This window comes from Corynebacterium pyruviciproducens ATCC BAA-1742 (genome assembly GCF_000411375.1).
GTDB lineage: Bacteria > Actinomycetota > Actinomycetes > Mycobacteriales > Mycobacteriaceae > Corynebacterium > Corynebacterium pyruviciproducens.
Genome location: NZ_KE150446.1, coordinates 300,662 through 326,916, shown reverse-complemented (window position 1 = coordinate 326,916; position 26,255 = coordinate 300,662). Strand labels below are relative to the sequence as shown.

24 protein-coding genes are annotated in these 26,255 nt (G+C 60.5%); 17 read left to right on the top strand and 7 right to left on the bottom strand.

Annotated elements, in window-relative coordinates; translation table 11 throughout:
• The first annotated feature begins 72 nt into the window (after positions 1-72).
• The 4 genes from HMPREF1219_RS01530 to HMPREF1219_RS01515 all read left to right on the top strand — a co-directional run bounded on the left by HMPREF1219_RS01530 (position 73) and on the right by HMPREF1219_RS01515 (position 4,527).
• Positions 73-1,773 (top strand): long-chain fatty-acid--CoA ligase, encoded by a 1,701-nt coding sequence (locus HMPREF1219_RS01530; protein ID WP_016457247.1) that lies wholly within the window; start codon positions 73-75, stop codon positions 1,771-1,773.
• A gap of 329 nt (positions 1,774-2,102) precedes the next feature.
• Complete coding sequence (locus HMPREF1219_RS01525) at positions 2,103-3,152, top strand: glycerophosphodiester phosphodiesterase family protein (RefSeq protein WP_169455879.1); 1,050 nt, start codon at positions 2,103-2,105, stop codon at positions 3,150-3,152.
• 117 nt (positions 3,153-3,269) lie between these two features.
• Positions 3,270-4,277 carry a GTP 3',8-cyclase MoaA gene (gene moaA / locus HMPREF1219_RS01520; RefSeq protein ID WP_016457245.1) on the top strand — a complete coding sequence of 336 codons (1,008 nt, stop codon included), beginning with the start codon at positions 3,270-3,272 and terminating at the stop codon, positions 4,275-4,277.
• A gap of 4 nt (positions 4,278-4,281) precedes the next feature.
• A complete protein-coding gene (locus HMPREF1219_RS01515; RefSeq protein WP_016457244.1) occupies positions 4,282-4,527 on the top strand; it encodes a MoaD/ThiS family protein in 246 nt (81 codons plus the stop codon).
• A gap of 124 nt (positions 4,528-4,651) precedes the next feature.
• On the opposite strand, the gene HMPREF1219_RS13135 is transcribed toward HMPREF1219_RS01515, so the two are convergent.
• The 3 genes from HMPREF1219_RS13135 to HMPREF1219_RS01505 all read right to left on the bottom strand — a co-directional run bounded on the left by HMPREF1219_RS13135 (position 4,652) and on the right by HMPREF1219_RS01505 (position 6,037).
• Positions 4,652-4,984 (bottom strand): hypothetical protein, encoded by a 333-nt coding sequence (locus HMPREF1219_RS13135; RefSeq protein WP_016457243.1) that lies wholly within the window; start codon positions 4,982-4,984, stop codon positions 4,652-4,654.
• Between the two features lie 43 nt (positions 4,985-5,027).
• The gene (locus HMPREF1219_RS13130) at positions 5,028-5,549 is read right to left on the bottom strand and encodes a hypothetical protein (protein WP_016457242.1); all 522 of its coding nucleotides are present in this window, start codon (positions 5,547-5,549) and stop codon (positions 5,028-5,030) included.
• Positions 5,550-5,623: 74 nt separating this feature from the next.
• Positions 5,624-6,037: a molybdenum cofactor biosynthesis protein MoaE gene (locus HMPREF1219_RS01505; RefSeq protein ID WP_016457241.1), complete on the bottom strand. Its 414-nt coding sequence runs from the start codon at positions 6,035-6,037 to the stop codon at positions 5,624-5,626.
• A gap of 22 nt (positions 6,038-6,059) precedes the next feature.
• Here HMPREF1219_RS01505 and HMPREF1219_RS01500 point away from each other — a divergent pair, with 22 nt between their 5' ends.
• Genes HMPREF1219_RS01500 through mobA form a run of 3 tightly spaced genes read left to right on the top strand, consistent with a single transcriptional unit; the run spans position 6,060 to position 8,363 of the window.
• Positions 6,060-7,226, top strand: a complete 1,167-nt coding sequence (locus HMPREF1219_RS01500; protein ID WP_245554367.1) for a molybdopterin molybdotransferase MoeA — start codon at positions 6,060-6,062, stop codon at positions 7,224-7,226.
• A 52-nt stretch (positions 7,227-7,278) separates the two neighbouring features.
• Positions 7,279-7,755 (top strand): cyclic pyranopterin monophosphate synthase MoaC, encoded by a 477-nt coding sequence (gene moaC, locus HMPREF1219_RS01495; protein WP_016457239.1) that lies wholly within the window; start codon positions 7,279-7,281, stop codon positions 7,753-7,755.
• A complete protein-coding gene (gene mobA / locus HMPREF1219_RS01490; RefSeq protein ID WP_016457238.1) occupies positions 7,752-8,363 on the top strand; it encodes a molybdenum cofactor guanylyltransferase in 612 nt (203 codons plus the stop codon). Before moaC ends, mobA begins: the two co-directional genes overlap by 4 nt.
• A gap of 188 nt (positions 8,364-8,551) precedes the next feature.
• Here the strand turns inward: mobA and HMPREF1219_RS01485 are convergent, their stop codons facing one another.
• The gene (locus HMPREF1219_RS01485) at positions 8,552-9,046 is read right to left on the bottom strand and encodes a MogA/MoaB family molybdenum cofactor biosynthesis protein (protein WP_016457237.1); all 495 of its coding nucleotides are present in this window, start codon (positions 9,044-9,046) and stop codon (positions 8,552-8,554) included.
• Positions 9,047-9,324: 278 nt separating this feature from the next.
• Between HMPREF1219_RS01485 and HMPREF1219_RS01480 the strand changes: the two genes are divergently transcribed.
• The 7 genes from HMPREF1219_RS01480 to HMPREF1219_RS01450 all read left to right on the top strand — a co-directional run bounded on the left by HMPREF1219_RS01480 (position 9,325) and on the right by HMPREF1219_RS01450 (position 20,031).
• A complete protein-coding gene (locus HMPREF1219_RS01480) occupies positions 9,325-10,662 on the top strand; it encodes a nitrate/nitrite transporter (protein ID WP_040426733.1) in 1,338 nt (445 codons plus the stop codon).
• A 73-nt stretch (positions 10,663-10,735) separates the two neighbouring features.
• Positions 10,736-14,422: a nitrate reductase subunit alpha gene (locus HMPREF1219_RS01475; protein ID WP_016457235.1), complete on the top strand. Its 3,687-nt coding sequence runs from the start codon at positions 10,736-10,738 to the stop codon at positions 14,420-14,422.
• The gene (gene narH, locus HMPREF1219_RS01470; protein WP_016457234.1) at positions 14,422-16,056 is read left to right on the top strand and encodes a nitrate reductase subunit beta; all 1,635 of its coding nucleotides are present in this window, start codon (positions 14,422-14,424) and stop codon (positions 16,054-16,056) included. The genes HMPREF1219_RS01475 and narH overlap by 1 nt, the downstream gene beginning before the upstream one ends.
• Positions 16,053-16,742 carry a nitrate reductase molybdenum cofactor assembly chaperone gene (narJ, locus tag HMPREF1219_RS01465; protein ID WP_016457233.1) on the top strand — a complete coding sequence of 230 codons (690 nt, stop codon included), beginning with the start codon at positions 16,053-16,055 and terminating at the stop codon, positions 16,740-16,742. The genes narH and narJ overlap by 4 nt, the downstream gene beginning before the upstream one ends.
• Positions 16,739-17,521: a respiratory nitrate reductase subunit gamma gene (gene narI, locus HMPREF1219_RS01460; RefSeq protein WP_016457232.1), complete on the top strand. Its 783-nt coding sequence runs from the start codon at positions 16,739-16,741 to the stop codon at positions 17,519-17,521. Before narJ ends, narI begins: the two co-directional genes overlap by 4 nt.
• 13 nt (positions 17,522-17,534) lie before the next feature.
• On the top strand, positions 17,535-18,290 hold the full coding sequence (gene modA / locus HMPREF1219_RS01455; protein WP_016457231.1) for a molybdate ABC transporter substrate-binding protein: 756 nt from the start codon (positions 17,535-17,537) through the stop codon (positions 18,288-18,290).
• Positions 18,268-20,031, top strand: coding sequence for an ATP-binding cassette domain-containing protein (locus tag HMPREF1219_RS01450; RefSeq protein ID WP_016457230.1), 1,764 nt, complete (start codon positions 18,268-18,270; stop codon positions 20,029-20,031). Before modA ends, HMPREF1219_RS01450 begins: the two co-directional genes overlap by 23 nt.
• 109 nt (positions 20,032-20,140) lie before the next feature.
• Here the strand turns inward: HMPREF1219_RS01450 and thrB are convergent, their stop codons facing one another.
• Positions 20,141-21,067, bottom strand: coding sequence for a homoserine kinase (gene thrB, locus HMPREF1219_RS01445; protein WP_016457229.1), 927 nt, complete (start codon positions 21,065-21,067; stop codon positions 20,141-20,143).
• Positions 21,068-21,071: 4 nt separating this feature from the next.
• On the bottom strand, positions 21,072-22,415 hold the full coding sequence (locus tag HMPREF1219_RS01440; RefSeq protein WP_016457228.1) for a homoserine dehydrogenase: 1,344 nt from the start codon (positions 22,413-22,415) through the stop codon (positions 21,072-21,074).
• 360 nt (positions 22,416-22,775) lie between these two features.
• Here HMPREF1219_RS01440 and HMPREF1219_RS01435 point away from each other — a divergent pair, with 360 nt between their 5' ends.
• The 3 genes from HMPREF1219_RS01435 (at position 22,776) to HMPREF1219_RS01425 (ending at position 24,556) form a co-directional block, all read left to right on the top strand.
• Positions 22,776-23,276: a hypothetical protein gene (locus HMPREF1219_RS01435; RefSeq protein WP_016457227.1), complete on the top strand. Its 501-nt coding sequence runs from the start codon at positions 22,776-22,778 to the stop codon at positions 23,274-23,276.
• Between the two features lie 649 nt (positions 23,277-23,925).
• A complete protein-coding gene (locus tag HMPREF1219_RS01430) occupies positions 23,926-24,216 on the top strand; it encodes a hypothetical protein (protein ID WP_016457226.1) in 291 nt (96 codons plus the stop codon).
• Between the two features lie 28 nt (positions 24,217-24,244).
• On the top strand, positions 24,245-24,556 hold the full coding sequence (locus HMPREF1219_RS01425) for a hypothetical protein (protein ID WP_016457225.1): 312 nt from the start codon (positions 24,245-24,247) through the stop codon (positions 24,554-24,556).
• A 306-nt stretch (positions 24,557-24,862) separates the two neighbouring features.
• Here HMPREF1219_RS01425 and lysA read toward each other — a convergent pair whose 3' ends face one another.
• Positions 24,863-26,188 (bottom strand): diaminopimelate decarboxylase, encoded by a 1,326-nt coding sequence (gene lysA / locus HMPREF1219_RS01420; protein WP_040427062.1) that lies wholly within the window; start codon positions 26,186-26,188, stop codon positions 24,863-24,865.
• Positions 26,189-26,255 lie beyond the last annotated feature (67 nt).

Sequence of the window (26,255 nt, the reverse complement as noted above, 5' to 3'; positions counted from 1 at the left end):
CGAGAAGCCGTCAGAGGTGGGCGGAATAACTAAAAGGTCATTGCTGGCCCACAGTGGGTTAAAGTTTGTGCTATGCGCGCCACTATGCAAGACGTCCCGTTAAATGTCGCACGGATTCTCGAATACGGAACAACGATCCATGGGGATACCGCCGTATTTTCGTGGAACCGGGGGGAGCTCGAGCGGACGACCTTCGCCGCGCTGGGCAAGCGGGCGGCCGCCTTCGCCCATGCGCTGGAGGACGAGCTGGGCATCACTGGCGACCAGAGGGTGGGCACACTCATGTATAACTGCCCGGAGCACCTCGAGGTTCTTTTTGCTGCAGCATGCAAGGGCGCCGTTTTCCAGCCACTGAACAAGCAGTTGCAGGGCGACCAGATCGCTCACATCATTAATCACGCCGGAGATGAGGTCATCGTTGCGGACCCGCGCCTGGTTGACATCCTGATCCCCGTTCTGCCCCACTGCCCCGTGGTCCGCGCCGTGGTCGTCATCGGTGACGGGGACATCTCCGAGGTGATGGACAGCCTGCCTGCCTCCGTTACGGTATACTCCTACGAGGAGCTTATCGACGCCCGTCCGACCCACTACGACTGGCCTGTGCTGGACGAACGCACCGCGGCTGCTCTGTGCTACTCGACGGGCACCTCGGACGGCCCGCCGAAAGGCGTGGCGTATTCGCACCGCTCGATTTACCTACATTCCCTTTCGCTTCGCACCCAGGATTCGTTTGCGGTTTCTCATGGCACACCGTTTTTGTGCTGCGTTCCCATCTACCACGTGTTGAGCTGGGGTGTTCCTATCGCTGCGTTCATGTCGGGTGCGCCGCTGGTACTCCCTGGCCAAGATGTCTCTCCCGCCCGGCTGGCGGAGATCATCGCGGAGGCGCACCCCCGGGTTGCTACCGGCGTGCCCACCCTGTGGATTTCGCTCATGGTTCACTACCTCCACCATCCACCTGCCCGCATGAGCCTGACAGAGATCATCGCTGGTGGCTCCCCCGTTCCCCCCTCGTTAACCCAGATGTGGGAGGAAAAATACGGTGTGGATGTGATCCAGATGTGGGGCATGACGGAAACCTCCCCGGTAGGCACCGTCGCCCGTCCGCCATCGGGTGTCTCCGGGCAGCAGCGCTGGGCTTATCGCATTTCGCAGGGGCGCTTCCCCGCTACCGTCCAGTACCGCGTTGTCACCGACGGCGTGGAGGTTTCCCGCACCGATCGCAACCACGGCGAGATTCAGGTGCGTGGCCCGTGGGTGACCGGCTCGTACTACCACTCGAATAATGTCTTAGAGTTCCGCGGCAAACCGTTCACTGATGCGGAGGACCAGTTCACCGAAGACGGCTGGCTGCGAACCGGAGACGTAGGGAGGGTGACCAAGGACGGCTTCCTCACCATCGAGGATCGCGCACGCGATGTCATCCGCTCCGGTGGCGAGTGGATTTACTCGGTGCAGTTGGAAAACCTCGTCATGGCGCATCCGGATGTTATCGAGTGCGCGGTCATCGGCTACCCCGACAAGAAGTGGGGCGAGCGGCCCCTCGCAGTCACCGTGTTGCACCAGGGCGTGCCACCGACAAAGGAAACTGCCGAGAAGCTCCGCGCCTCCATGCGGGAGACGTTACCCAACTGGATGCTGCCTGAGTACTGGACGTTTGTGGATTCTGTGGACAAAACAAGCGTGGGCAAATTTGACAAGAAGGATCTGCGTAAGCACCGTGCGGAGAACCTCTTCACCATCATCAAGCTCAAGGGACCGGGCGAGCACTAAGTTCGCAAACATCGGCGCAAATAAGTGCTGACTCACCCCCCCCTTGAGGCTAATGGTGACTAGTACAAACCACCCCATGTCATGCCACAAAAACCCAGTCAAAGACAGCGTTGTCTACCCCGTGCCAAATTGACGGGGATTATGGGATAAAATCTTAGCCATAGTGTCGGTTGACTGGCTCACCCACGGCCCGCTTTCCGCCCGATGTACACGCAGCTCTCACCTATCGCGCCTCCGGTTAGACTGCTTCCGCTACCACGGCGTAGAAAGCCAGATCATGCCCCGCCAACGTACCCCCCCGTGCTATCGCAGCAACCGGGCTTATTGCGTTGAGCTGCCTTACGGCCTGCAGCTCACGGGACGGATCGAGCGCGGCCTCGGCCGATGCCACTAATCAGGGGCTCTTTACCGGCCGGGCGATCGCTGCGGATATTCAACCACTCGATGTGCAGGTTCACCGTGGCGGGCGCGGTGAACACGGTGAGGATTCCCAATGCGCGTTTACCCATGCTCTGGCGCTTGGCGTGGATACCCTTGGCGTGGATGTCACGCTGAGCCGGGATGGCGTCCCCATGGTGTGGCACGATCTCACCATTAAGGACAACAAGTGTGTGGATACCGGCCCCACCGTCGCCGGCGATCCACAGTTCCCCTACGTGGGAAAGCCCGTTCATGACCTCACCTACGCCCAATTGCGTACGCTTGATTGCTCACTCCCGCAGGAAAATTTCCCCCACGCACATCATGAGCACAGTTCCTTCATCCTCCAGCTGGACGAGGTTTTTGAGCTCGCCAAGCTGCGCCCCGAGGTACGTTTCAACATAGAAATTAGAACGGATCCGACTCGCCCGGATGAATCTGCCTCCACGGAGAACACCGTCAACACCGTGGTGCAGACGGTCCATGAGCACGACCTGCGCAGTCGGGTCTCCATCACGTCGCTTGATTGGCAAGCTCTGCCGATGGTGAAGAAGGCTGATAGCTCCATTCTCACCATTGCCTCGTACACCGATGGCACGTTTACTCCCGGTTCCCCGTGGTTGGGCAACATCAGCTACACTGCGGCTGCCGGCGATCCGCTGGAGGCAGCAGACGCCCTCGGCGTGGATGGGATCTCTCCCCGCTACAGCCAGTCAGCATCCACTGTCGACGGCAAAACCACGCATGTCGATGTAACACCTGATTACGTCAAGCGGGCGCATGAAAAGTACCTGCTTGTCATCCCGTGGACGATCAACGATCCAGCAGTGATGCAGCAGCTTATCTTCGCCGGGGTGGATGGGATCATCACCGATTACCCCACCCGTCTCATGGATGTCCTCGCGGGTGACACAGCGCCCATCCCCGATCGTGTTGTAAGCCCGTCCCCACTCGGCTAACCCAAGCTGGTCACCACCGGTGGTGGTCAAGCCGTCCACTCCTCCACAGGGAGAATATTCGGCGGTTGGTCGGCGTTATTAGCTACTGCAGGGTATTTCGACTAGTTTAGAGGGGACATGTCAACACAAACGTTATTGGCCGACCGCTTTGGACGCGTGGCCCGCGACCTCCGGGTCTCGCTGACCGACCGTTGCAACCTTCGGTGCACCTACTGCATGCCTGCGCAGGGCATGGAGTGGATTCCCACCGAGGAGACGCTGACCGATGACGAGACCATCCGGCTCATTCGCATCGCCGTAGAAAAACTGGGGATTCGGCAGGTCCGCTTCACCGGCGGCGAGCCGCTACTACGGAAATCTTTGCCCGAGATCATCGCCGCGACCAAAGCCCTGTCGCCCGCTCCCTCCACGGCCATCACCACCAATGGTGTGAGCCTGCACCGGCATGCGAAGAAGCTGAAGGAGGCCGGGCTGGATCGGGTGAATATTTCGCTCGACTCACTGGATAACGAGACGTATTCTCGCCTCACCCGGCGTGACAGGCTCGCTGATGTTCTCACCTCGATCCGGGTTTCCGGCGAGGTAGGGCTCACCCCGGTCAAGGTGAACACCGTGGTGATGCCAGGTGTGAACGAGGACGACATCATTCCGCTTGCCGAGTACTGCCTCAAGCACAAAGCGCAGCTTCGCTTCATTGAGCAGATGCCCCTTGGCCCGCCGGAGACATGGCACCGTGCGACGATGGTGACGGCTGAGCACATTCTCGACACCCTGCGTACACGCTTTTCGCTGGAGCCGGCCGAGGCCCCTCGAGGCTCGGCGCCGGCGGCGCTGTGGCATGCTACGGACGGCAGCCTCGACGGGTACATCGGCGTCATCGCCGCGGTCACCCATCCGTTCTGTGGTGACTGCGATCGGACCCGCCTGACAACCGACGGTGCGGTGCGCAATTGCCTGTTCGCCCGCGAGGAAACGTCCCTTCGGGATCTCATGCGAAGCGGTGCCAGCGACGATGAGCTCGCCACGGCGTGGCAGGAGTGCATGTCAGTAAAGAAGGCCGGCCACGGCATTGACAGCCCGCTGTTCATCCAGCCGGATCGAACGATGAGCGCTATTGGAGGATAAACCTGTGACTACTATTCGTTACTTTGCGGCTGCCGCCGATGCGGTGGGCTTCCCCGAGGAAAAAGTTACATCGGAGACCTTCACCACGGTCAAGGATGTGCGCGACTACGCTCTCTCCGCCCACCCCCATGCAGCTAACGTACTCGACCAGTGCGCCATCTTTGCCAATAACACACAGGTCACCGATTTTTCCATGCCTGCTGAGAAGGCTGAGTCCGTCGATTTCCTGCCGCCTTTCGCAGGCGGCTAAGCCCGTTCCTAATCATCGCAATCCCCGGAGCCCCACCCGTGCCTTTTTCAATCGACAGCAGCACGTAGGCACCTCTTCCCCCGTCATTTAGCGTCGGGACCGTCGTGAAGCGTCGGGACCGTAACTAGCAGACGGGGGCAAGGCCCGCTTGGGAAGCAGCGGAATTGAGCGCATTGCACGTGTCTCGTTGTGCGGTGGCTGCCTGCTCGGTGGCCACACGTTGCGCCTCAGCAAATTGAGCTTGCACGTTACGGGTTGCTTGATCTGCCTGTGTCGCAACCTGCTGGTGAATTCGGTCCGTTTTCCTCGACACATTGAGGAGAGCTTGCTCTGGGGATACTAGGTCAGCGCTCATGGTGGGTAACTGTGACGACTGGCTCGGCTGCGGATCGTTGTGAACAGCCGTGAGAACGTCGTCGGTGAGCGTATCTGCCGTGCCATAAGTGTGGGCTGCCACCGTGAATCCTGGTGCCAGCGAAACCGAGGCATTGATTGTGCGGTTATCTGACCACCCAAACTTGGTGCCCCACACACCGGGGAAGACGCGAGGTGCCGTAGTTCTGTGCGTACCCATCCCGTGCGATCGGTGCCGCTTCTCGCATCCCATTCATGATCGGAGTGGCCACCGGATCGTACTGAATAGCCGACGTGAACCGCGCCACGTCCTCGGTAGATGTTGTCATGCCTCCCCAATAGCCCGAATAGTGAGTCTCGTGCAGGTTCCACTCTCCGATGATCGCAGGGATGGCCTGCCTGTACTTGCGATCCAAATAGGTAGCGGTGGAATCCTCGCTGTACCGAATCATGTTTTCCACCCGCGCCTGATCTTCCGGCGCGCCGTGGTACAGCACCCAATACCCGAGGTACAGCTTCGCCAGAGACAGCGCCGGGCGGGATTCGGCGCCGTTGAGGGTAGAAAACGCCACACCCGAATCAAGCCGTACCGTAATCTGCGTTCGCGATGGAACCGCCCCGGGGTCCAGGCTTACCGCGCTCGCCGTGGGGAGGACGGAGAGCGCCATCAACGCAGTTGATGCCAGGGTGAGAAAGAATCATCGCACAGGAAAACTATAGGCACACATCCCCCGCTAAGGTGCTAGGCGCAGTTACTCCACTCGTAGGTTCCGTCCGGGAAGAACTGTTGCTTCCAAATTGGAAGGCGCGCCTTAATTTCGTCGACAAGCTCGGTGAGAGCGTCGAACGAGTCGTGACGGTGAGACGAACTGACAGCCGCACCCAGCGCAGTGTCACCGATAGCGAGGTCCCCGGTGCGGTGCTCGACGGCGATGCCGTGCAGCGCATACTTCTCCCCAATCTCCGCACAGACCTCGGCGATGATCTTCTCTGCGGAAGGATGCGCCGAGTACGTCAGCTTTGTCACCACATGCCCGTGGTCATGATTACGCACACGACCATCGAAAGTAGCAATAGCGCCGGCCTCGTCACAGGCCACCTTTCCAGCGAGCGCGGAGACATCGATGGAATCGTTACGGATGCGAGAGTAAATCATTTGGGCCAGTATAGTGGGCGATGTGTTAATCCCCATGAGCGAATACCAGTCCATCATCCACAAACTGACAAAACCACTGGATAAACGGGTAACTCTTCCAGTGTCGGAGGCAGTCGGGCTTGTCCTGGCGGACGATGTTGAGGCAAAGCTGCCCATTCCGCGCTTTACCAACTCGGCGATGGATGGATTCCTCGTACGCACAGACGACGGCACCGCCCGACGCACGGTGGTGGGAGATGTTCCGGCCGGCGCAACCGCGCTTCCTGTAGGCCCGGGCGAGGCAGTCCGCATCATGACTGGCGCACCCACCGGCGACGATGAGGGAACAGCCGTCGTGCCCGTGGAGGACACCAACCTCAAGCCCGGCCCGCAGGCTCTCCCCTCCACCATCGAGGTCTACGTTGCACCCAAGCCCCGGGCACACGTCCGCCCGAGGGCTGACGACGTGGCAGTGGGCGACGTGGTGGTCGCTGCGGGAACGATGGTGGACGCATCCGCACTGGCGGCGATCATCTCCGTCGGCGTATCCGAGGTGACGTGCTACCCCCGCCCCGTCGTGGGTGTCATCTCCTCCGGAGACGAGCTCGCAAGCATTGAGGACCTGGGCGAGGGGCAAATTCCTGACTCCAACGGGCCGATGCTCGAGGCGCTCGCCCGCGAGCAACACTGCGATGTCATCCGTGCCCACCACTCCAGTGACCGGCCCGAAGACTTCATTTCCATCCTTGATTCACTGACCGAATCGTGCGACCTCGTGGTCACCAGCGGTGGGGTCTCCGCCGGTGCTTTCGACGTGGTGAAGGAAGCCACCCAGGACTCCATCGGCTTTTACAAGGTCGCCCAGCAGCCGGGTAAGCCCCAAGGCTGCGGCCTATGGAAGGGCACGCCGATCGTGTGCCTGCCCGGCAACCCCGTCAGCGCCTGGGTGAGCTTCCACCTTTACGTGCGCGATGTCATCTGCTCACTCACAGGCCGTGACTACGCGCTGGTCAAGGTTCCCATGTCCATCGATGGCCCACTGGACCCCATCGAAGAGCGCACGCGCATGTTCCCCGTCAAGGTCCAGGGCGACAGAGTGGTTTCAAAGGGCGCAGGCTCACACAAGATCGGCTCACTTGTGGGGATGAACGGACTCGCCATCGTTCCCCCAGGACACACCGGCCACAACGCGCAGGTAATGATCCTTTAACCGGCAGGAGGCCTTCCGCCGCTCTGAGCCACCAGAAGAAAGAAGTACCACGATGAAATTGACGCACCTCAACAACGCCGGTGAGGCCTACATGGTCGATGTCACCGAAAAAAAGCCCACCGTCCGCAGCGCCACCGCGCAGGGAGAAGTGTACTGCTCCCAAGAGATCATCACCGCGCTGCGCGACGGCACCGTGCCCAAGGGCGATGTTCTCGCAGTCGCCCGCATCGCGGGAATCTCCGCGGCCAAGAAGGTCCCCCAGCTACTCCCCCTCGCCCATACCATCGGTATCCACGGCGCCGCCGTCGACCTGGAGATCCGCGATGATCACGTGTTTATTGAGGCCACTGTCCGGACGGCGGACCGTACTGGGGTGGAGATGGAGGCGCTAACGGCCGTATCCGTCACCGCGCTTGCCATCATCGACATGGTCAAGGGCGTGGACCGCTCCGCCTACATCCGCTCGTGCAAGATCACCAAGAAGTCCGGCGGCCGCTCCGGCACGTGGGTGCGCGAGGACACGAAGTGACCTCTGGGCCGACGATCCACGTGGATCCAGCGAACATCACCGTCGTTGTTCTCGCGGGTGGTCGCGCCACGCGGATGGGTGGGGTGGACAAGGCGTGCGTTGACGCGGGCGGTCACCGGCTCATCGACCGGGTACTCTCCTCCGTGGCGGGTTTCCCTGTGGTTGTAGTCAGCTCCCGCAACCCGACGATTGATGATCCGGACGTTCGCCTTGTTGCCGAGGATCCGCCTTTTTCCGGGCCCGTACCGGCGATCGCGCGCGGGGTGGCCGAGGTGGAGACGGAGTTCACCTTCATCACTACAGTTGATGCTCCCCGTGCGGCCGAATTCCTCCCCCAACTTGCACAGGCGCTTGGTGCCGGCCGAACGACTGACGATGCGGATCACAGCAGCACTCCCCCTTACGATGTGGCTGTCATCCGCTCTTCAGAGGGGTTCCTCGAGCCCCTCATCGCGCTGTGGCGCACGGCCGCTTTGCGCCTCGCCGCCCGCGGGGACGGCGCTGCTAAGCGCATCTACGATGGCGTGCACTACGCCGAGGTGGCAGGAGACGGGCGCGAGAAGGATTTTGACACGTTGGAGGCGGTTGCCTCCGAGTTTGGGAAGTAGCTTCCACCACTATCCTCGAACCGGCGCGTTTTTTTGGCAGGCCGCAGGGTGCGCTGCGACCCGGCCACTAGACCAGTGGATGGTGGCTAAGTAGCCGGAGCGCGAAATGTTAGGGACACGTAGTCTGGCCTTACCGCTGGGCGCGCTCTCGCTGGTGTGAATGGAGGACGAACGAGTCCTTAACAAACCTAATTATTCTGGTGCGCCTCGCCGTCGTACCCGTCGAGTTGCTCGATGAGGTGAGGGATCAGGGGAAGAACGACAGACAGGGCATCCTTTACGCCCCCGCGAGAACCCGGCGCGTTGATAAAAATCGCCTTTCCTCCCACGCCGACGATGCCGCGTGACAGCCCGGACAGCTCAGTTTTCTTGAGGCCCTCCAGCACGATTTGCGTCTCGATGCCGGATAACTCCTTCTCGATGAAGGGGCGGGTGGCCTCGGGGGTGACATCGCGGGCGGACACTCCCGTTCCTCCCGTGGTGAAAATGACCCGAGCCCCTTGAGAGATCGCATCGGTTAGCGCGTTGGAGACGCTTTCGATCCCGTCCGGAATGACAATTGCGTCACCGCAATCGAATCCGGCATCCCGGAACGTGTTCACCGCTACGGGGCCGGACTTATCTTCCCTTTCGCCACTGTAGCTCCGGTCACTGACCGTAATTACTACCGCTTTAATAGACATATTCCTACTTCCTACTCTCTGACTGTCACGCTGCCGGTATTGCACGATCACTGCAGTTATTCGAGGTAAACACAGACGTTCGCCTTAAAGCTTAGGCGTACCTACGTTTACGCGACCATTAAAAATGGTAATTCTCTATCGACGAATAATTTTTGTTACAGTAAGTACATACAAGGGTTGTCCGTTACTTGAAACAAAATAAGTAAACTCAGTTATACGGAATATAACGCCTTTAGTTTGTAGCTTACATCACATATTGGAAAGAAGTTTCTTCTCTCATAGCTTCAGAAACGACAGGAAACGGAAGAGTATTAACCGGGTGGGACCCAGAGAATCCAGAGAAATGGGATTCCTCCATCGCCTGGCGCACGCTCATTATCTCGACCATCTCACTCACCATCGGTTTTTGCGTGTGGTACCTGGTTTCCGCCATCGCGCCCAAACTGAATGAAATCGGTTTCAGCCTCACCGCGAGTCAGCTGTACTGGCTCGCCGCCGTGCCCGGCCTATCCGGCGGCGTCGTCCGACTCATTTACATGTTCCTTCCACCCATCATTGGCACACGCAAGATGGTCGGATTCACCTCGCTGCTCTTTGTCATCCCGATGCTCGGCTGGTTTTTCGCGGTCCAGGATCCCACCACTCCCTATTGGTGGCTCATTTGCCTCGCTCTCATGACAGGTATCGGCGGTGGCTGCTTCTCGGGATACATGCCGTCGACGGGATACTTCTTCCCCAAGTCCAAGTCTGGTACGGCACTCGGCCTCCAGGCCGGCCTCGGCAACTTCGGTGTTTCCCTCATCCAGTTCCTCGCCCCGTGGGTCATGGGTTTCAGTTTGTTCGGTCTCGGGATGATCGCACCTCAGACAACCTCTGACGGTGGCCAGCTGTGGGTCCACAACGTCGGTATCTTCTTCGCGCCGTGGGCAATCATCATCTCCATCGTCGCATTCATCTACCTCAAAGACGTTCCGGTTCAGGCCAACATTAAGCAGCAGATGGATATCTTTGGAAACGTCAACACCTGGGTGCTCACCGTGGTGTACATCATGACCTTCGGCGCTTTCGCCGGCTTTGCTGCCCAGTTCGGGCTCCTCGTCAACAACACTTTCGGCGCACAGAGCGAATTCGCCTCGTCCTACGACCCGGCCACGTTACCCAAGGGAGCGTCGTTCGCCTTCCTAGCCCCTCTCATTGGCGCAGGTGTCCGTGCATTGTGGGGCCCGTTGTGCGACAAATTCGGTGGCGCAATCTGGACGTTCATCGGCGGCGTCGGGATGACAATTTCCACCGCGGTTGCAGCGCTCTTCCTCCACCCGGATTCCCCCAAGGACTTTTGGCCGTTCCTCATCGCCATGCTCGTCATGTTCTTCTTCACGGGTCTGGGAAACGCCGGCACTTTCAAGCAAATGCCGATGGTGCTCCCCAAGCGCCAGTCCGGTGGCGTTATCGGCTGGACCTCCGCTATCGCGTCGTTTAGCCCGTTCTTCGTAGGCGTTCTTCTCACCATGATGCACCCGGCAACGTTCTTCTGGGGTTGTGTGGTGTTCTTTGCCATCGCGACCGCGCTCACGTGGGTGTTCTACGCCCGACCTAATGCCCCGTACCCGGGCTAATTGAAGCACTGAAAACAACCGCTTTGTCCTTTGCGTTTACTCACCGAGGACCAGAAACAACCAAGGATCTACGATGACTAACCCTTTGCTTCGCTTCGGCAGCTACCTGCGAGGCGGTGATACCGACGCTGACAACCACGAGATGTACCTCACGGGTGGTCGCGATGCGGACGTGTTTTACCGCGACCGCTGGTCGTACGACAAGGTCGTGCGCTCCACCCACGGGGTCAACTGCACGGGTTCATGCTCCTGGAAGGTGTACGTCAAAGATGGCGTAATCACCTGGGAATCACAGCAGACTGACTACCCCACCAGCGGGCCGAACATGCCCGAGTACGAACCCCGCGGCTGCCCTCGTGGCGCTGCTTTCAGCTGGTACACGTACTCCCCCACACGCATCCGCTACCCCTACGTCCGAGCCCAGCTCATCGATATGTACAGGGATGCAAAGAAGCGCCTGAAGGATCCGGTTCTCGCATGGCGCGATATCGTGGAGGACCCGCTCAAAGCCAAGGCCTACAAATCCGCACGCGGCAAGGGTGGCATGATCCGCGTTGATTACGAAGAAGCCCTTGAGATCGCCGCGGCTGCCCACGTCGACACCGTCCGCGAGTACGGCCCGGATAGGGTTGCCGGGTTCTCCGTTATCCCCGCGATGAGTATGATCTCCTACGGTGCGGGTGCCCGATTCCTCCAGCTCATTGGCGGCGTCAACCTTTCCTTCTACGATTGGTACGCCGATCTTCCGCCGGCATCTCCACAGATGTACGGCGACCAGACGGACGTGCCGGAATCTGGCGATTGGTATAACTCCACCTACCTCATCATGTGGGGCTCGAATATCCCGCTGACCCGTACACCAGATGCCCACTTCATGGTGGAAGCTCGCTATTCCGGGCAGAAAGTTGTCGTCGTCTCCCCTGATTTCGCCGATAACACCAAATTCGCCGACGAATGGTTGCGTGCTAACCCCGGCACCGACGGCGCCCTCGCGATGGCGATGGGACACGTCATCCTCAACGAATTCCATGTCAAGGAGCAAACCCCCTACTTCCTCGACTACATGAAGCGGTTCACCGATTCGCCGTTCCTCGTGGAATTGGATCGCTACGAGGAAGAAGCTGGTTCCTCCACCACCTTCGTGCCCGGAAAATTCCTCACCGCAGCCGAACTCAACGACGAGCAGCTCGTTAGTTCCGCGAACGCCGAACACCGTCTCCTAGTCATGGACAAGAGCGGCCACGTGGTGGATCCAGGCGGGACGGTTGCTGACCGCTGGGGTGACGAAGGCAAGGGCAAGTGGAACCTGTCCCTCGACGGCGTGGACCCGATCATGTCCGTCGGCGAGCTCGAAGGCCACGGCACAGCGGAAATCCTTCTGCCCCGGTTCGACCTTCCCAACCAGGGCAACTCTGACGGACCCATCGGTGCGGGTGTCCTCCACCGTGGCGTGCCCACCTACGAGGTCGACGGCAAACTCGTCACCACCGTGTTCGATATCCTGCTCGCCAATTACTCGGTGAACAGGCCCGAACTTGGCCTGCCGGGCCAGTGGCCAACGGGCTACGACGATCTCACGTGTTACGGAACCCCGGCGTGGCAGGAAGAACTGACCGGCGTGCCGATGGAAGGCGCGATCCGTGTCGCACGCGAATTCGCCCGCAATGCGGAGGAATCGCACGGCCGCTCCATGATCGTCATGGGCGCCGGAACCAACCACTACTTCCACTCGGACGAGATTTACCGCACGTTCCTGGCGCTTACCACCATGTGTGGCACGCAAGGTGTCAACGGCGGTGGTTGGGCTCACTACGTGGGCCAGGAGAAACTGCGCCCGCAAACCGGTTGGGCCCAGTACACATTCGCACTGGATTGGCAGCGCCCCGCCCGCCAGATGATCTCCACCGGTTTCTGGTACCTCACCACCGATCAGTGGAGGTACGACAACGCCCGGACGAACCGATTCGCTTCTCCCCTAGCAACCGACCTCGATGACCATGAGCTGACAAGCGACACCCTCGTCGAATCTATGAAGCGTGGGTGGATGCCCTGCTACCCCCAGTTCACGCGCAACACCCTCAAGCTATCGGAGGAAGCGAAAGAAAAGGGGATCGCCCCCAAGGACTACATTGCCGACGAGCTTCGCTCCGGCAGCCTAAAGTTCTCCTGCGAGGATCCGGATGCCCGCGAGGCGAGCCCGAAGATCCTCCTCAACTGGCGCACCAACCTCATGGGTTCCTCGGCCAAGGGAACGGAGTTCTTCCTTCGCCACATGCTCGGCGTTGATTCCGACGCAACAGCCACGGAACTTGCGCCCGAGGATCGCCCGCGGTCCATAGTCTGGCACGATGAGGCGCCCCAGGGGAAGCTCGATCTCATGATGACCTCGGATTTCCGCAACACCTCCACAACGCTGGTGAGTGACATCATCTTCCCGGCAGCAACGTGGTACGAAAAGCACGACATGTCCTCCACGGATATGCACCCGTTCCTGCACACCTTCAACGCGGCAATCACGCCCCCGTGGGAGGCGCGGACCGATTTCGAGCTGTTCCAAGACCTGGCCGGCAAGTTCTCGGAGTACGCCACCACCTGGCTCGGCACCCAGACCGACGTTGTCACCGTGCCCTTCGGCCACGATTCACCCGACGAGCTCGGCTCGCCACGCGGTATCGTCACGGATCTCGATTCATCACCCCTGCCCAAGATGGTCGAAATCGAGCGTGACTACTCCAAGGTGCTGGAGAAATTCAATGCCCTGGGGCCGTTGTCTGCCAAGGCCGGTATGAATACAAAGGGAGTTGCTTTCCACCCGGACAAGGAAGTGGAAGAACTCGCCCAGATGAACGGCACCGTCGAGACGTCTATCGGCCCGCGACCCTCAGTTGCGACGGACAAGAAAGCCTGCGAGGCGGTGCTTCGCCTCTCGGGCACGTCGAACGGCCGTCTGGCAACGCAGGGCTTCGCTTTCATGGATGAGCGCGTGGACTCCGATAAGCCGATGAAGGACCTCTCCATTGAAGAGGAGGGCAAGCGAATCACGTGGAAGGACATCTCGGAGAAGCCCGTCGGCGTCATTACATCGCCCGAGTGGTCGGGATCCGAGCATGGCGGACGGCGCTACACAGCCTTTGCCATCAACGTCGAGCACGACAAACCCTGGCACACCCTTTCGGGCCGTATGCATTACTACCTCGACCACGATTGGATGATTCGCTATGGCGAGGCGCTGCCCACCTTCAAACCACCGGTGGACGTGCACCAGTTGTACGGTGAAACCGCCCCCGGGACAACGACAGATGCAGAGGTGACGGTACGGTATCTCACGCCTCACAACAAGTGGGCGATCCACTCGCAGTACTTTGACAACCTCCACGTTCTTTCCTTGGCCCGAGGCGGCCAGGTGGTGTGGATGTCTAACAAGGATGCCGAGAAGATCGGCGTGAAAGACAACGATTGGATTGAGGCTAAGAACAGAAACGGCATAGTGTCCGCGCGAGCCGTGGTTTCGCATCGCATCCCTGAGGGGACGGTATTCATGCACCACGCTTCCGAGAGAACTGTGGGCACCCCGGTGAACGAGAAGACTGGGCGCCGAGGCGGAACCCACAACTCTCTCACGCGCATCATGATCAAGCCCACCCACCTCATCGGCGGGTACGGACAGTTCACTTACTCCTTTAACTACATCGGACCGACAGGAAATAACCGCGACGAAGTTACGACGATTCGTCGCCGTTCGCAGGAGGTTGAATACTAATGAAGGTCATGGCACAAATTGCTATGGTGATGAACCTGGACAAGTGCATCGGCTGTCACACGTGTTCGGTCACCTGCAAACAGGCATGGACAAACCGCGAAGGAACCGAATACATCTGGTTCAACAACGTGGAAACCAAGCCCGGCATCGGCTACCCGCGCCGGTGGGAGGACCAGGATAAGTGGAACGGTGGCTGGCAGCGAACCAGCTCAGGCAAGCTGAAGCCGAAGTCGGGTGGCCGCCTGCGCAAGCTGGCACAGATCTTCTCCAACCCGGACCTTCCGGAGATCTCCGATTACTACGAGCCGTGGACGTACGAGTACGAAAAACTGCTTTCCGCCCCCAAGGATCAGAAGACGCTGCCCACGGCCAGGCCGATCTCGCAGCTGGATGGACGGCCGCTGGACAAGGTGGAATGGTCGTCCGCGTGGGACGATGATCTGGGCGGATCAACCGAAACGATGCACTCGGACCCGATTCTCAAGCAGATGAATCTCACGGTGAAAACCGAGATTGAAGATAGTTTCATGTTCTATCTTCCGCGGATTTGCGAGCACTGCCTCAACCCGGCTTGTGTGGCTAGCTGCCCCTCCGGCGCAATGTATAAGCGCGCGGAAGATGGCATCGTCCTCGTCGATCAAGACCGCTGCCGTGGATGGCGCATGTGCGTGTCCGGCTGCCCGTACAAGAAGGTGTACTTCAACCACAAGTCGGGCAAGGCGGAGAAATGCACGCTCTGCTACCCACGTTTGGAGGCCGGGCAACCCACGGTGTGTTCGGAGACCTGCGTCGGGCGCCTTCGGTACCTCGGCGTCGTTCTCTACGATGCCGATCGAGTCCACGAGGCCGCCTCGGTGGAAAAGGAAACTGATCTGTACGAGGCACAGAGGTCCCTCCTCCTAGACCCGCACGATCCCGAGGTGATCCGTGCGGCCCGCGAGAACGGGGTTCCACGCACGTGGATCAAGGCTGCCCAGGAGTCCCCGGTGTGGGAGCTCATCGCCCGCTACGAGGTGGCGCTACCACTTCACCCGGAGTACCGCACGCTGCCCATGGTGTGGTACATCCCGCCGCTGAGCCCGATCGTCGATCAGGTGACGGCCTCGGGCAATGACGGTGAGGATCACAAGATTTTGTACACGGCGATCTCCCGCATGCGTATCCCGTTGGAGTACCTGGCCGGCTTATTGACTGCCGGTGACACGGTGCCGGTGGAAAAATCGCTCCGCAAGCTCGCGGCCATGCGTTCCTACATGCGTGATGTGACGCTCGGCAACGAGCCACAGGAGGACATCGCCCAGGCTGTGGGCATGACCGGCACAGATATCGTCAGCATGCATCGCCTGCTATCCATCGCGAAGTACGATGACCGCTACGTCATTCCCACAACTTCGTCGGAGATCCCGCGCGGGATTTCCCAGCTGGGATTTACCCGCGAGGATGTGGCACAGCAACTGGATTGCGCGGTATCTCCCGGTTCCACCGATGCGGACGGCAACGTCGCAGGCGGTGGCGCAGGTGGTCCGGTGAGCCTCAAGAGTTGGCCCACGGGCAGCACGCCACGGGATATGTTCCCGCCACGGCAGCGTAGCTCGGCATCCGTTGGCAGCACCGATCGGGGCGGTCGACCGTGAAAAAGGCAACGTTTAACGGACCGGCAACGTTCACGCCATCGCCCCATGTGGAGGTGACAGAAGAGCAGTTAGCTCTTGTCTCCATGGCGTGCTCGATCCTGCTGGATTATCCCGGTGAGGATTTTCTCGATCGGCTCACCGCCGTGGAAACTGTGCTCGATCGCGTGCCCGGTGAAGTGGCGGAGGAAATCTCGGCGTTTGCGCGTACCGCACGCAGGGAAGGCGTCCGCGGCCTGGATACACATTATGTGGACATCTTCGATCAGAGGCGTCGCTGCTCGCTTTACCTGAGCTACTACGCTGTCGGGGATACTCGCCAGCGAGGCACAGCTATCTTGGCGTTTGGTGATGCCCTGCGGGCCTGCGGGTTCAACCTGGCCCGGCGCGAGCTGCCTGACCACCTGTGCGTGGTTTTGGAGGCCGTCGCAACCGCGGCGGATCCGACGCTCCTCGTCGAGCTGCTTTCCGCGCACCGCGACGGAATCGAAGTGCTGCGCACCGCGCTCGAATCGGCAGAATCGCCGTACTACCACCTGATCCGCGCCATCGCCATGGTGCTGCCACTCATGGACGAAGAGACAACCGACCGCTACTTGGCCCTAGTGCGGAAGGGCCCTCCTGCAGAACTTGTGGGAATATCTGACATCGCATCCCCGCTCCCGCTCTCCGAGGTGACTAAACCGTGACAAACCTTTCACTTTTTTTCTGGACAGTCCTTCCCTGGATTTCCGCCGTCGTGTTCGTCGTGGGACTGGTGTGGCGGTGGCGTTACGACCAGTACGGGTGGACGACCAAATCCTCCCAGGTGTACGAATCCCGCATGCTGCGGTGGTCGTCTCCCCTTTTCCACTACGGTATGTTGGGCGTCATCGTCGGGCACATAGCCGGCCTGTGTGTCCCTAAGGCGTGGACTGAGGCGGCGGGAATTCCGGAGCACCTCTATCACCTTATGGCCGTGGTCCTCGGATCGATTTTTGGGGCTGCTGCCATCGTTGGTCTCCTCGGCCTGTTGTACAGGAGGTTCGTGGTCAAGTCGGTGCGTTTTTCCACCACACCCAACGACATTGTCATGTACGTCCTGCTCTCGGCCGCGATGCTGCTGGGAGGATGGGCGACGGTGTCTACCCAAATTCTGCAGGGTTCCAACGGCTATGACTACCGTGAGACCATCTCACCGTGGATCCGGGGTGTATTTAGTTTCAACCCCCAACCTGAGCTCATGGCCAATGTCCCGGTAGAATTTAAACTGCACATTATCGCCGGGCTGATTCTCCTCTTAGTGTGGCCATTTACGAAGCTGGTCCATGTAGTTTCGGCTCCGGTAGGATATATGACACGACCCTATATCGTGTACTGGTCGCGTGAAGCAACAACATCTGATCACGCACGCCGGGGATGGTCCCCGGTGAATAACGTTCACCAAGAACAAAAAGAAGATAAGGAAGCAATGTCTCGTGGCGCATAAAGGAACTAAGTTTGTGGCAGCAACGATGATGGCGGCTCTGGCCGTCGCCGGCTGCTCGCAGAGTGCAGAGACGGCATCATCCACGGCAAGCAGCTCGGCTGAGGCATCGGGCACGCAGAACCAGGAGCAGATCCTCATCATGGGTGCTGCTTCCACCCGCGTTCTCAACGACGCAATCTCCGCCGAATTCCCGGTTGAGTTCAATAACGCCGGCAGCTCCACCCTCATCTCCCAGCTGGAAGATGGTGCCCCCGGAGACCTGCTCATCACCGCTGACCGCAAGGCAATGGATCAAGCTGTGGAGAAGGGCCTCGTAGAGGATCCGACGGTGTTCGCCACCAACGAGCTCGTCCTGGTCACCACCAACCCGGAGATCACCGACATCGATTCTCTCGTTGCTAAGGCTAACGAGGGTGCAGCAGTTGTCGCCTGCGACCCGCAGGTGCCGTGTGGCCGCGTGACCGAGGCGCTCGTGGGCGATAAGAACATCCCGTTCGCCTCCCTCGAGCACTCGGTCACGGATACCCTGGGCAAGGTCACCTCAGGCGAGGCTGACGCTGGCTTCGTGTACTCCACCGATGCCATCGCCGCCGGCGACAAGGTCACCACCATCGCCATCCCCGGCGCGGAGAACGAGAAGAACGAGTACCCCGTTGCCGTCACCAAGAACGCCACTCACCCCGAGCAGGCGAAGAAGGTAATGGACTACCTCACCAGCGACAAGTTCGCGGAGGTTCTGGAAGAGCATGGGTTCAGCCCGGTTCGTTAAGCCGCTCGCAATCGTGGGCCTGATCATTTTGATCGGGCCCATTGTTGCATTGGCTATCCGTGTTCCCTGGCTCCGCTTCCCGGAGGTTATTGCCCGCCCCGAAACTCTGGAGATGGTGTCCATCACCCTTTCCTCTGCCGCATGGTCGACCGTCATCACCACCGGTTTGGGCGTGCCCATCGCGCTTGCCCTGCGGGGTAGGAAACTGGTGCGCATCTTTGTGCTTTTGCCTTTGGCGATGCCACCGGTGGTCGGGGGTCTGGCGTTGACGGCTCTCATCGGCCGTCGCGGTATCACTGCCCCGCTTCTCGACGCCCTGGGCTTACAGTTTGCTTTCGCTTACCCGGGTGTCATCGCATCGCACGTGTTTGTCTCCCTGCCTTTCGTGGTGGTCGCCGTGGACGGTGCACTACAGACGATGGACCGTGAGATTGAGCGCTCGGCGTACCGGCTTGGACTCAGCCGCTCGACGGTGCTCAACCGCATCACGCTGCCGGCTATTGCCGCGCCGCTGGCCACCGGCGCGGGCCTGGCGTTTGCTCGCTCGCTCGGCGAGTTCGGCACGACGATCACGTTCGCAGGCTCGCTGCCCGGCCGCACGAGGACTCTTCCGCTCGGCATTTACCTGGAGCGAGAAATCGATTCCGATGGCGCGCTAGCGATGGCGGCGCTGCTTATCGGCATCGCGCTGATCGTGTTGGTTCTCGCCACGGTGCCGACGTTGTTGCAAAAATCCTACAAGCCGACGGTGCGCACGATCGGGACCATCGACGCGGACCGCGTGCGCGAGCTGTCCCGGCCGGAGTCTGCCCACCATGCTGGCGAGTTCATCGCCATCATCGGGCCGAACGGAGCCGGCAAGACAACGTACATGCGCAGGCTCGACGGCGTGCTGCTCACACAAAACCCGGGGCTCCCCCGCACGTGCACGGTGCGGAAGGCTCTCGAAATGGTCACCGACAACGTGGACGAGTGGGTGGACGCCGCGGGGCTCACCGATCTCGCCGATGTTCCGGTCCCCGCCCTCTCCGGCGGCCAGGCGGCCCACGTCGCCCTCGTCCGTGCGCTCGCCACGCGTCCGGCTCGGTTGCTTCTCGACGAGCCCCTGGCGGCCATCGATATCGCCCGCGCGTCGGCGTGGCGTACGGTTCTCCACGCGGTGAGCAAGGACCGGCAGATCATGCTTGTCACCCACAACCCCACGGATATTTACGCGCTCGCCACCTCGGTTCTCGTCATCGAACAGGGCGAGGTTGTTGCGGAGGAGAGCGTGGAGGAGATTCTTCGTGTTCCGCCCACGCAATTCGTCGCGGATCTCGCGGGTCTCAACCGGATTACGGGCATGGTCACCGCAGTGGATGACGGCGTGGTCACCATGGGCACGGTATCCGGTGTGTGCGGACCCGACGTCCAGCCTGATGAGCTTCGCCCCGGTGTCCCCGCAGTGGCGGTGTTCGCCCCGGAGAGCGCCATCCTCAGGATGTACTCCTACTCCAGTAATCCCGGCGAATCCGCCCGCAACCACTGGTCGGGCGTGGTGTCCGGTATCGCCCATTCCGGCGGAAAGATCAACATCACGGCCACCATCGCTGGGGACAACGAGGTCACCGTGCCCATCACCCCGGCAAGTTTTGCAGAGTTGGGGATCGACTATGGCGATCGCATTGTAGTGGTAACCAAGGCGCTGCAGGTCAACATCTATCCCCACGCAGTGAAGAAGGTTCCCGCCGCGGGCTCTTAACCGAGTCTCTTTGAGGCATCACATATCGCTGCACAGGACACAAACGAGCGCACCGCCAGTGCGGTGCGCTCGTTTTTTACTTCTTGGCGGGCCTTGTCAGCCAGGAGCCTTAGGCCACCGTCGTAACTTCGACGGGGCCTGCGACCTTCAATTCCTCCACCCTCAGCCCGTCCTCGCGGGCCGAATCAAGGATCGCCGGGCTGATCGGCTCGGTGTGCAGCACCATGACGGTGGGGCCGGCACCGGAAAGGTAGGCGGCGTAACCGCGGTTGCGCAGGCGATTGACCCACTCAGCAGGAACGGGCAGCACGTCCGCACGGTACGGCTGGTGGAGGCGATCTCGGGTGGCCTCCCACAGGTACTCGGGATGGTTTTGCAGTGCGACGGTGAGAAGCGCTGCGCGCGACACGTTGAAGCGCGCGTCCTGGTGCGTAACATCGCTCGGCAGTACCTTGCGCACCGCATTCGTAGACGCGTGGAAGCTCGGGATGAAAGCCGTGGCACGAATCGACTCGTGTGCGTGGATACCGACCGCGTTGTACTGTGGCAACGTCTGGCCATCAACAGGGACATCCGTCCAGCTCACCACGGCATCGCCAAGCACCGAGGCGGAGGCGTTGTCAGGGTGACCCTCAAAACCGCTGGCGAGCTGGACCAGCTGGGCGCTAGAAAGCGAATTGCCCACCAGCCCGTTGGCGGCAGCCACTCCGGCCACCGCGGCGGCAGCGGAGGAACCGAGGCCACGCGACTGCGGGATCGTGTTGTAGCACGTCACCTTGAGCCCGGGAGCCGTCGCATCGGCGGCCGTCAGCCCCGCGCGAATCGCACGCACCACGAGGTGAGAACCGTCACGGGGAAGCGTTTGCGCACCCTCGCCGTGGATCTCGATTTCCAGGCCGGATGGGATGACCTCCACGTCGACTTCGTCGTACATGGTCAAAGCGATGCCCAGGGTATCGAACCCGGGGCCGAGGTTCGCCGACGACGCGGGAACACGAACATGGACCTTGGTTCCCTGGGGGATTTCCACAGACACGTAACTACTCCTCCAAACGGATCACAGACTCGATGCCACGAACGGCCTCGAGCTGCTTGAGCTCTTCCACAACATCCTCGAGATCCTTCTCCCGCGCCGAATGGGTCACCAGGATCAGGCGAGCGTGATCCTCGCCCTGGTGCTGGCGCACGGTGCGAAGCGAAATCCCGTGGTTAGTGAAGATCTTAGCGATCTCCGCCAACACACCGATGCGGTCCTCCACCGACATATCAACGTGGTACCGGGTGTACACCTCACCGAAGTCAGCAATCGGCAGGTTAGCGTAGGTGGACTGGCCCGGCGCGCGGCCACCGTGCACCTTGTTGCGGGCGGCACCAACGATATCGCCAAGGACGGCGGAGGCGGTGGGAGCGCCACCGGCACCGTTGCCGTAGAACATGAGGCGACCGGCAGCTTCCGCTTCCACAAAGATGGCGTTGAACGATTTGCTCACGCTAGCCAGCGGGTGGCTTCGCGGAACGAGCGTGGGGTGAACTCGTGCTGCAACCACTTCCTGTCCTTCCTCATTGTTGAAACGCTCGCAAATGGCGAGCAACTTGATCACGTAGCCTGCAGCCCGGGCGGCCTTGATATCTTCCGGGCTGATGTTGGTAATGCCTTCGCGGTGCACGTCGCTGGCGTACACGGGGGTGTGGAACGCGATGGAGGCGAGGATGGCGGCCTTGCTTGCCGCGTCGTAGCCCTCGACATCAGCGGTGGGGTCGGCCTCCGCGTAGCCGAGGCGGGTGGCCTCGGCGAGCATCTCGTCGTAATCGGCGCCGGTGGAATCCATCCCGTCGAGGATGAAGTTCGTGGTTCCGTTGACAATGCCCATGACGGATTTGATGCGGTCGCCGGCGAGCGACCGGCGCAGCGGGCCCACGACGGGGATGGCGGCGGCGACTGCGGCCTCGAAGTAGAGGTCGACGTTGGACTCGTCGGAGGCATCGCCGAGTTCCTGGTAGTGGGCGGCAACGAGCGCCTTGTTGGCGGTGACAACGGACTTACCGGCCTTGAGTGCCGCGAGCACTAGTTCACGCGGGTAATCGATGCCGCCGATGACCTCCACCACGATATCGACATCGTCGCGGTTGATGAGGCCGAACGCGTCGTCGGTGAGGAGCTCTGCGGGCACGCTGTCGCGGTGTTTCTCCATGTTTCGCACGGCTACGCCCTTCACCTCGAGGGGGCCACCAATCCTGTGCTCGAGTTCGTCGGAGTACTCCTGCATGAGACGCAGAACCTGGGCGCCGACGGTCCCGTGGCCGAGGAGGGCGATTCCTACCGGGGATCCTTCCCCCTTGCCGGGATTGTACTGAGGCGACGATGGCTTACCGTGGTCTGTCATTCCTGTCTCACTTTCTAGTGTTCAATCTTTGTTCCAACTATAGACTAAGCGGTCTAACTTTGCGAGGGGTATTACCAAAGAATCGCTATAGTTCCAGTTCATGAGCGTGGTTTTACCAGATCCTCCGCGTCACATTGCTGTCGCGCGCCGCGCAACGGACTCCGCAATGGTGCACACATACAAAGGTGGTACCCCACCGCCAAGCGGCAAGAATTCTACTAATGGAGAACACCCCGCTCTCACGGGCGATGGCAGATGCGGCGAATCACCGCCACACCATCTCATGCAAGAGTTTTTATATTTGAAACAATCCTCTAGAATATTCCAACAACTCATTCATTTTGCTTTCAAGGAGTTCCCATGAAACGTTCATTCTCCCGTACCCTCGTCGCCACCGCGACCGCCGTCGCCGTCACATTTTCGGCACTCCCCGCAGCTCAAGCACAGGGTCTCGATGGCCTCACCGACAAGATCGTAGACGGCCTCGCCGGCGATCTTGCCAACCAGGTCAAACCGAAGGATGACAAGATGGCCAAGATCCTCACCGCGCTGAGTTCCGACGGCAAGGAGAAGCCGGTTGCCGGCCAGGTCCTGGACATCCTGAGTTCCGAGGACCCCACCAAGGAAGGCACCAAAGGCGAGAAGCCGGAAAGCGACCCCAACCTCACCTCCTCTGAGAACATTGCCTACGGCATCTTCAAGAAGGGGTTCTCCGATACCACCGACGAGGCTGCCAAGTCCCTCGCCATCCTCCTCGACGCTGGCCTTGCCCTCGGCATTATCGGTGCCCTCCTCGTACTCATCAACACTGCAGCATCCCTCGTCACCATTGGACAGGCACTGCCCAGCTTCGGGCTGTAAAAAGGCGTAAGCCCCACCACACTGACAGCCCCTCCGTCCCCGGTAGGGCAGGAAGCTCAAGGAAACCCGGACCTCAGCTGGTCAGACCTTATTCCTTGCGCTTCACCCTTTTTCACAAACACGCACCTCACCTCGGCATGAGCCGACTGGGGTGCGTGTTTTTGCGCTGCCACACCCCGTTACCCCGCCGCACACAAGGCACCCCACACTTACAAAGGCCGATAAGTGACCCAGTCACGATACACACAGATTCCCCAGCTCGCCTCGATAATCGAGCTGCTTCACGGGGACGTGCTGTAGTGCCAGCGCCGGACTTCTCGCCCACCGCATGGGGTTCACCCCCGTAATTCCCCGGCACCAACGTGGCGTGGTTGCATTCTACGTGCTCTTAGCACTGCAGACCAAACGATTGAACTCCCTCACTTACCCCCATCCCGGTTACCCCCACCCCTACCCCGGCTCTTTTTGTTAGCAAATCTTTATATTCCTGTGAATGCAGGACAATCCTGCAGCTTATTAATTTTTTCACCGCACGTTTCATAAACTCTACCTGCCCCATACCCTGTTTTTAACTGTCAAAGGCCTGTATTTTGCCGTAACCCTTTGTATTCTCAAGATTGTCAAATAACAACGACCGAAAGGAACCTTCATGAGCCTGAAACGATCCGCCATTGCTTCGGCCATGTGCACGGCACTCGTACTAGGTGCAGTTCCGGCCACCGCAGATGAGCTCCCCCCTGCTGACACCGAGGTCCGCCAGGCTGTCGGCTCACAGACCGGACAGGCTGTTGGCGATAGCGCCCTCGCCGTCGTCTACTCCGGTGTCTCCATTTTCGTAGGCGCCCTCAGCGCCGGTGGCTTCTGGGGCATCATCTACAACGCCCTCGTCAGCCGCGGTATCATCCCCGGAACCATCGAACCCAACCTGCCAGTTCTGTAACAGCGCAGTAGGAAAGGAAAAGAAGACCATGCGTTCATCACTTACCCGCAGCTTCCTGGCAGCAGCCACCGTGTGCGCGGTTGCAGTTTCTGGCACCGCAGTCGCAGGCGCAAAAGATTCCGTGACCACCGTGCCGGAGACGGCCGTGCGCCAAGCAGCAGATGCTGATGGCTCCGCAGCTGGCACCGTGTACACCGCCGTTGGCTGGACGCTGTCCGCCCTCGGCATCGCTGCATGGATCGCCGAGATCGCCTACGCGTACAACTTCCTCGTGCGCCACGGCACGATCCAGGGCAACCTCATCCCCGGTCTGCCGTCTGCTTCGTCTGACTTCATGTAAGGCAGTATCAACCTAAGTCCTGCACCCACGTCGCTCGTTGGAGTTGACACGGATAACAGCAGGCAACCGAGGTAGGGCTCCAGCACATGCGTGCTGGAGCCCTACTTTTGTTCGTTTCCAACGATGCAGTGCACCACGTTGCACTTCGCATCGGCAACATGCACACATGCACTTGCCTGAGAAGCTCGTTCGCACCGAAAGTTTTCAGCAGCACATCCCCTTGCGGGTTGGTTGTTAAGCAGTACCTCGGGCTCAGGCGTGCTGCGCGGGCGTCCCGCGCAGCACCATGCCCAAAAGCCACCGCTTTTACAGCTGCTTGCCCAGAACGTCCTCGATGGTTTCCCGTTGCACCATCACCTTCGCCTGCCCATCCTTAACAGATACCACCGCGGGGCGGAGCATCATGTTGTAGCGGGAACTCATGGCGTAGCAGTACGCGCCCGTTGCGGCAGTTGCCACCAGGTCACCCGTGGCGATGTCATCGGGGTAGGACTCGTTGGTGATGAGAATATCGCCAGACTCGCAGTGCGATCCCACAACACGCGTCGCAGTGGGGTTGCCCGTAGCGTTTCGGTTCACCATGCGAAGATCGTATTCCGCCTGGTACAGGGCGGGCCGCACGTTGTCGCTCATGCCACCATCGACGGCGACGTAGCGGCGAGTCTGCGTATCGGTGACATGGACATCCTTCACCTGCCCTACCCGGTACACGGTGACGGTGGTGGGGCCCGCGATGGAGCGTCCCGGCTCCACCATGATCCGCGGCCGCTCAATGCTTAGCTTCTCGCAGCGACGGTCGACGCGGTGAATGAGGTCCTCGGCAACGGAAGTCACATCGAGTGCACGGGAGGACGCCGTGTAGGCGATGCCAAATCCGCCACCGAGATCGAGCGTGGACAGGCGCACGCCTCGATCCTCGTAGAGCTGCACGAAAAGCTGGAGCACGCGTTCGGCGGCCTGGGAAAAGCCCTCGGCGTCAAACACCTGGCTACCCACGTGGCAGTGCAGTCCGACTAGATCGAGGTTTCCTGCTTCGATAGCGGCCTCGCAGGCAGCCCGGGCAGAACCGGAGGCCAGCGAAAAGCCGAACTTTTGGTCCTCGTGCGCCGTCGCAATCATCTCATGCGTGTGAGCTTCAATACCGGGTTTGACGCGCACCATGACGGACTGGGTAACGCCAGCTTGCTCGGCGCACTCGTTGAGAAGCGTGATCTCACCGGGGGCATCGAGGACCACAACTCCCACGCCCGCGGTAACGATCTGCTCGAGGTAATCCTGGGTTTTGTTATTCCCATGCGCGGTAATCCTCTCGGCGGGGAAACTGGCGGCTAGTGCCACTTGCAGCTCTCCGAGGCTGGCCACGTCGAGGTGGAGCCCCTCACTGTTGACCCACCGGGCGATCTCTTTAGTGAGGAACGCCTTTGCCGCATAGTGCACATTCTCCGCGCCGAAGGCCGCAGCCATCGCACGACAGCGGGAGCGGAAATCGTCCTCATCCACCACGAAAAGTGGCGTGCCGTACGTATCCGCGAGCTCCGCCAGGCTACACCCGGCAATGTCGACGGCCCCGTTCGAGGTCCGCGTGGCGTTCTTTGGCCACACGTGCGCGGGGAGCTCATTGAACTCTTCCACGCTGCGAGGTGTGGGCTGCTGAAAGCCGCGGTCATAGGTCTCCGGGATGAGCCTGGAATCAACCACG

What these genes read in the sequence shown, in the direction of transcription:
- HMPREF1219_RS01530 (WP_016457247.1), top strand. Translation starts at nt 73, where the DNA reads ATGCGCGCCACTATGCAAGACGTCCCGTTAAATGTCGCACGGATTCTC.
- moaA (WP_016457245.1), top strand. Translation starts at nt 3,270, where the DNA reads ATGTCAACACAAACGTTATTGGCCGACCGCTTTGGACGCGTGGCCCGC.
- HMPREF1219_RS13130 (WP_016457242.1), bottom strand. Translation starts at nt 5,549, where the DNA reads ATGGCGCTCTCCGTCCTCCCCACGGCGAGCGCGGTAAGCCTGGACCCC.
- HMPREF1219_RS01505 (WP_016457241.1), bottom strand. Translation starts at nt 6,037, where the DNA reads ATGATTTACTCTCGCATCCGTAACGATTCCATCGATGTCTCCGCGCTC.
- moaC (WP_016457239.1), top strand. Translation starts at nt 7,279, where the DNA reads ATGAAATTGACGCACCTCAACAACGCCGGTGAGGCCTACATGGTCGAT.
- HMPREF1219_RS01485 (WP_016457237.1), bottom strand. Translation starts at nt 9,046, where the DNA reads ATGTCTATTAAAGCGGTAGTAATTACGGTCAGTGACCGGAGCTACAGT.
- HMPREF1219_RS01475 (WP_016457235.1), top strand. Translation starts at nt 10,736, where the DNA reads ATGACTAACCCTTTGCTTCGCTTCGGCAGCTACCTGCGAGGCGGTGAT.
- narH (WP_016457234.1), top strand. Translation starts at nt 14,422, where the DNA reads ATGAAGGTCATGGCACAAATTGCTATGGTGATGAACCTGGACAAGTGC.
- HMPREF1219_RS01450 (WP_016457230.1), top strand. Translation starts at nt 18,268, where the DNA reads ATGGGTTCAGCCCGGTTCGTTAAGCCGCTCGCAATCGTGGGCCTGATC.
- HMPREF1219_RS01440 (WP_016457228.1), bottom strand. Translation starts at nt 22,415, where the DNA reads ATGACAGACCACGGTAAGCCATCGTCGCCTCAGTACAATCCCGGCAAG.
- HMPREF1219_RS01435 (WP_016457227.1), top strand. Translation starts at nt 22,776, where the DNA reads ATGAAACGTTCATTCTCCCGTACCCTCGTCGCCACCGCGACCGCCGTC.
- HMPREF1219_RS01430 (WP_016457226.1), top strand. Translation starts at nt 23,926, where the DNA reads ATGAGCCTGAAACGATCCGCCATTGCTTCGGCCATGTGCACGGCACTC.
- HMPREF1219_RS01425 (WP_016457225.1), top strand. Translation starts at nt 24,245, where the DNA reads ATGCGTTCATCACTTACCCGCAGCTTCCTGGCAGCAGCCACCGTGTGC.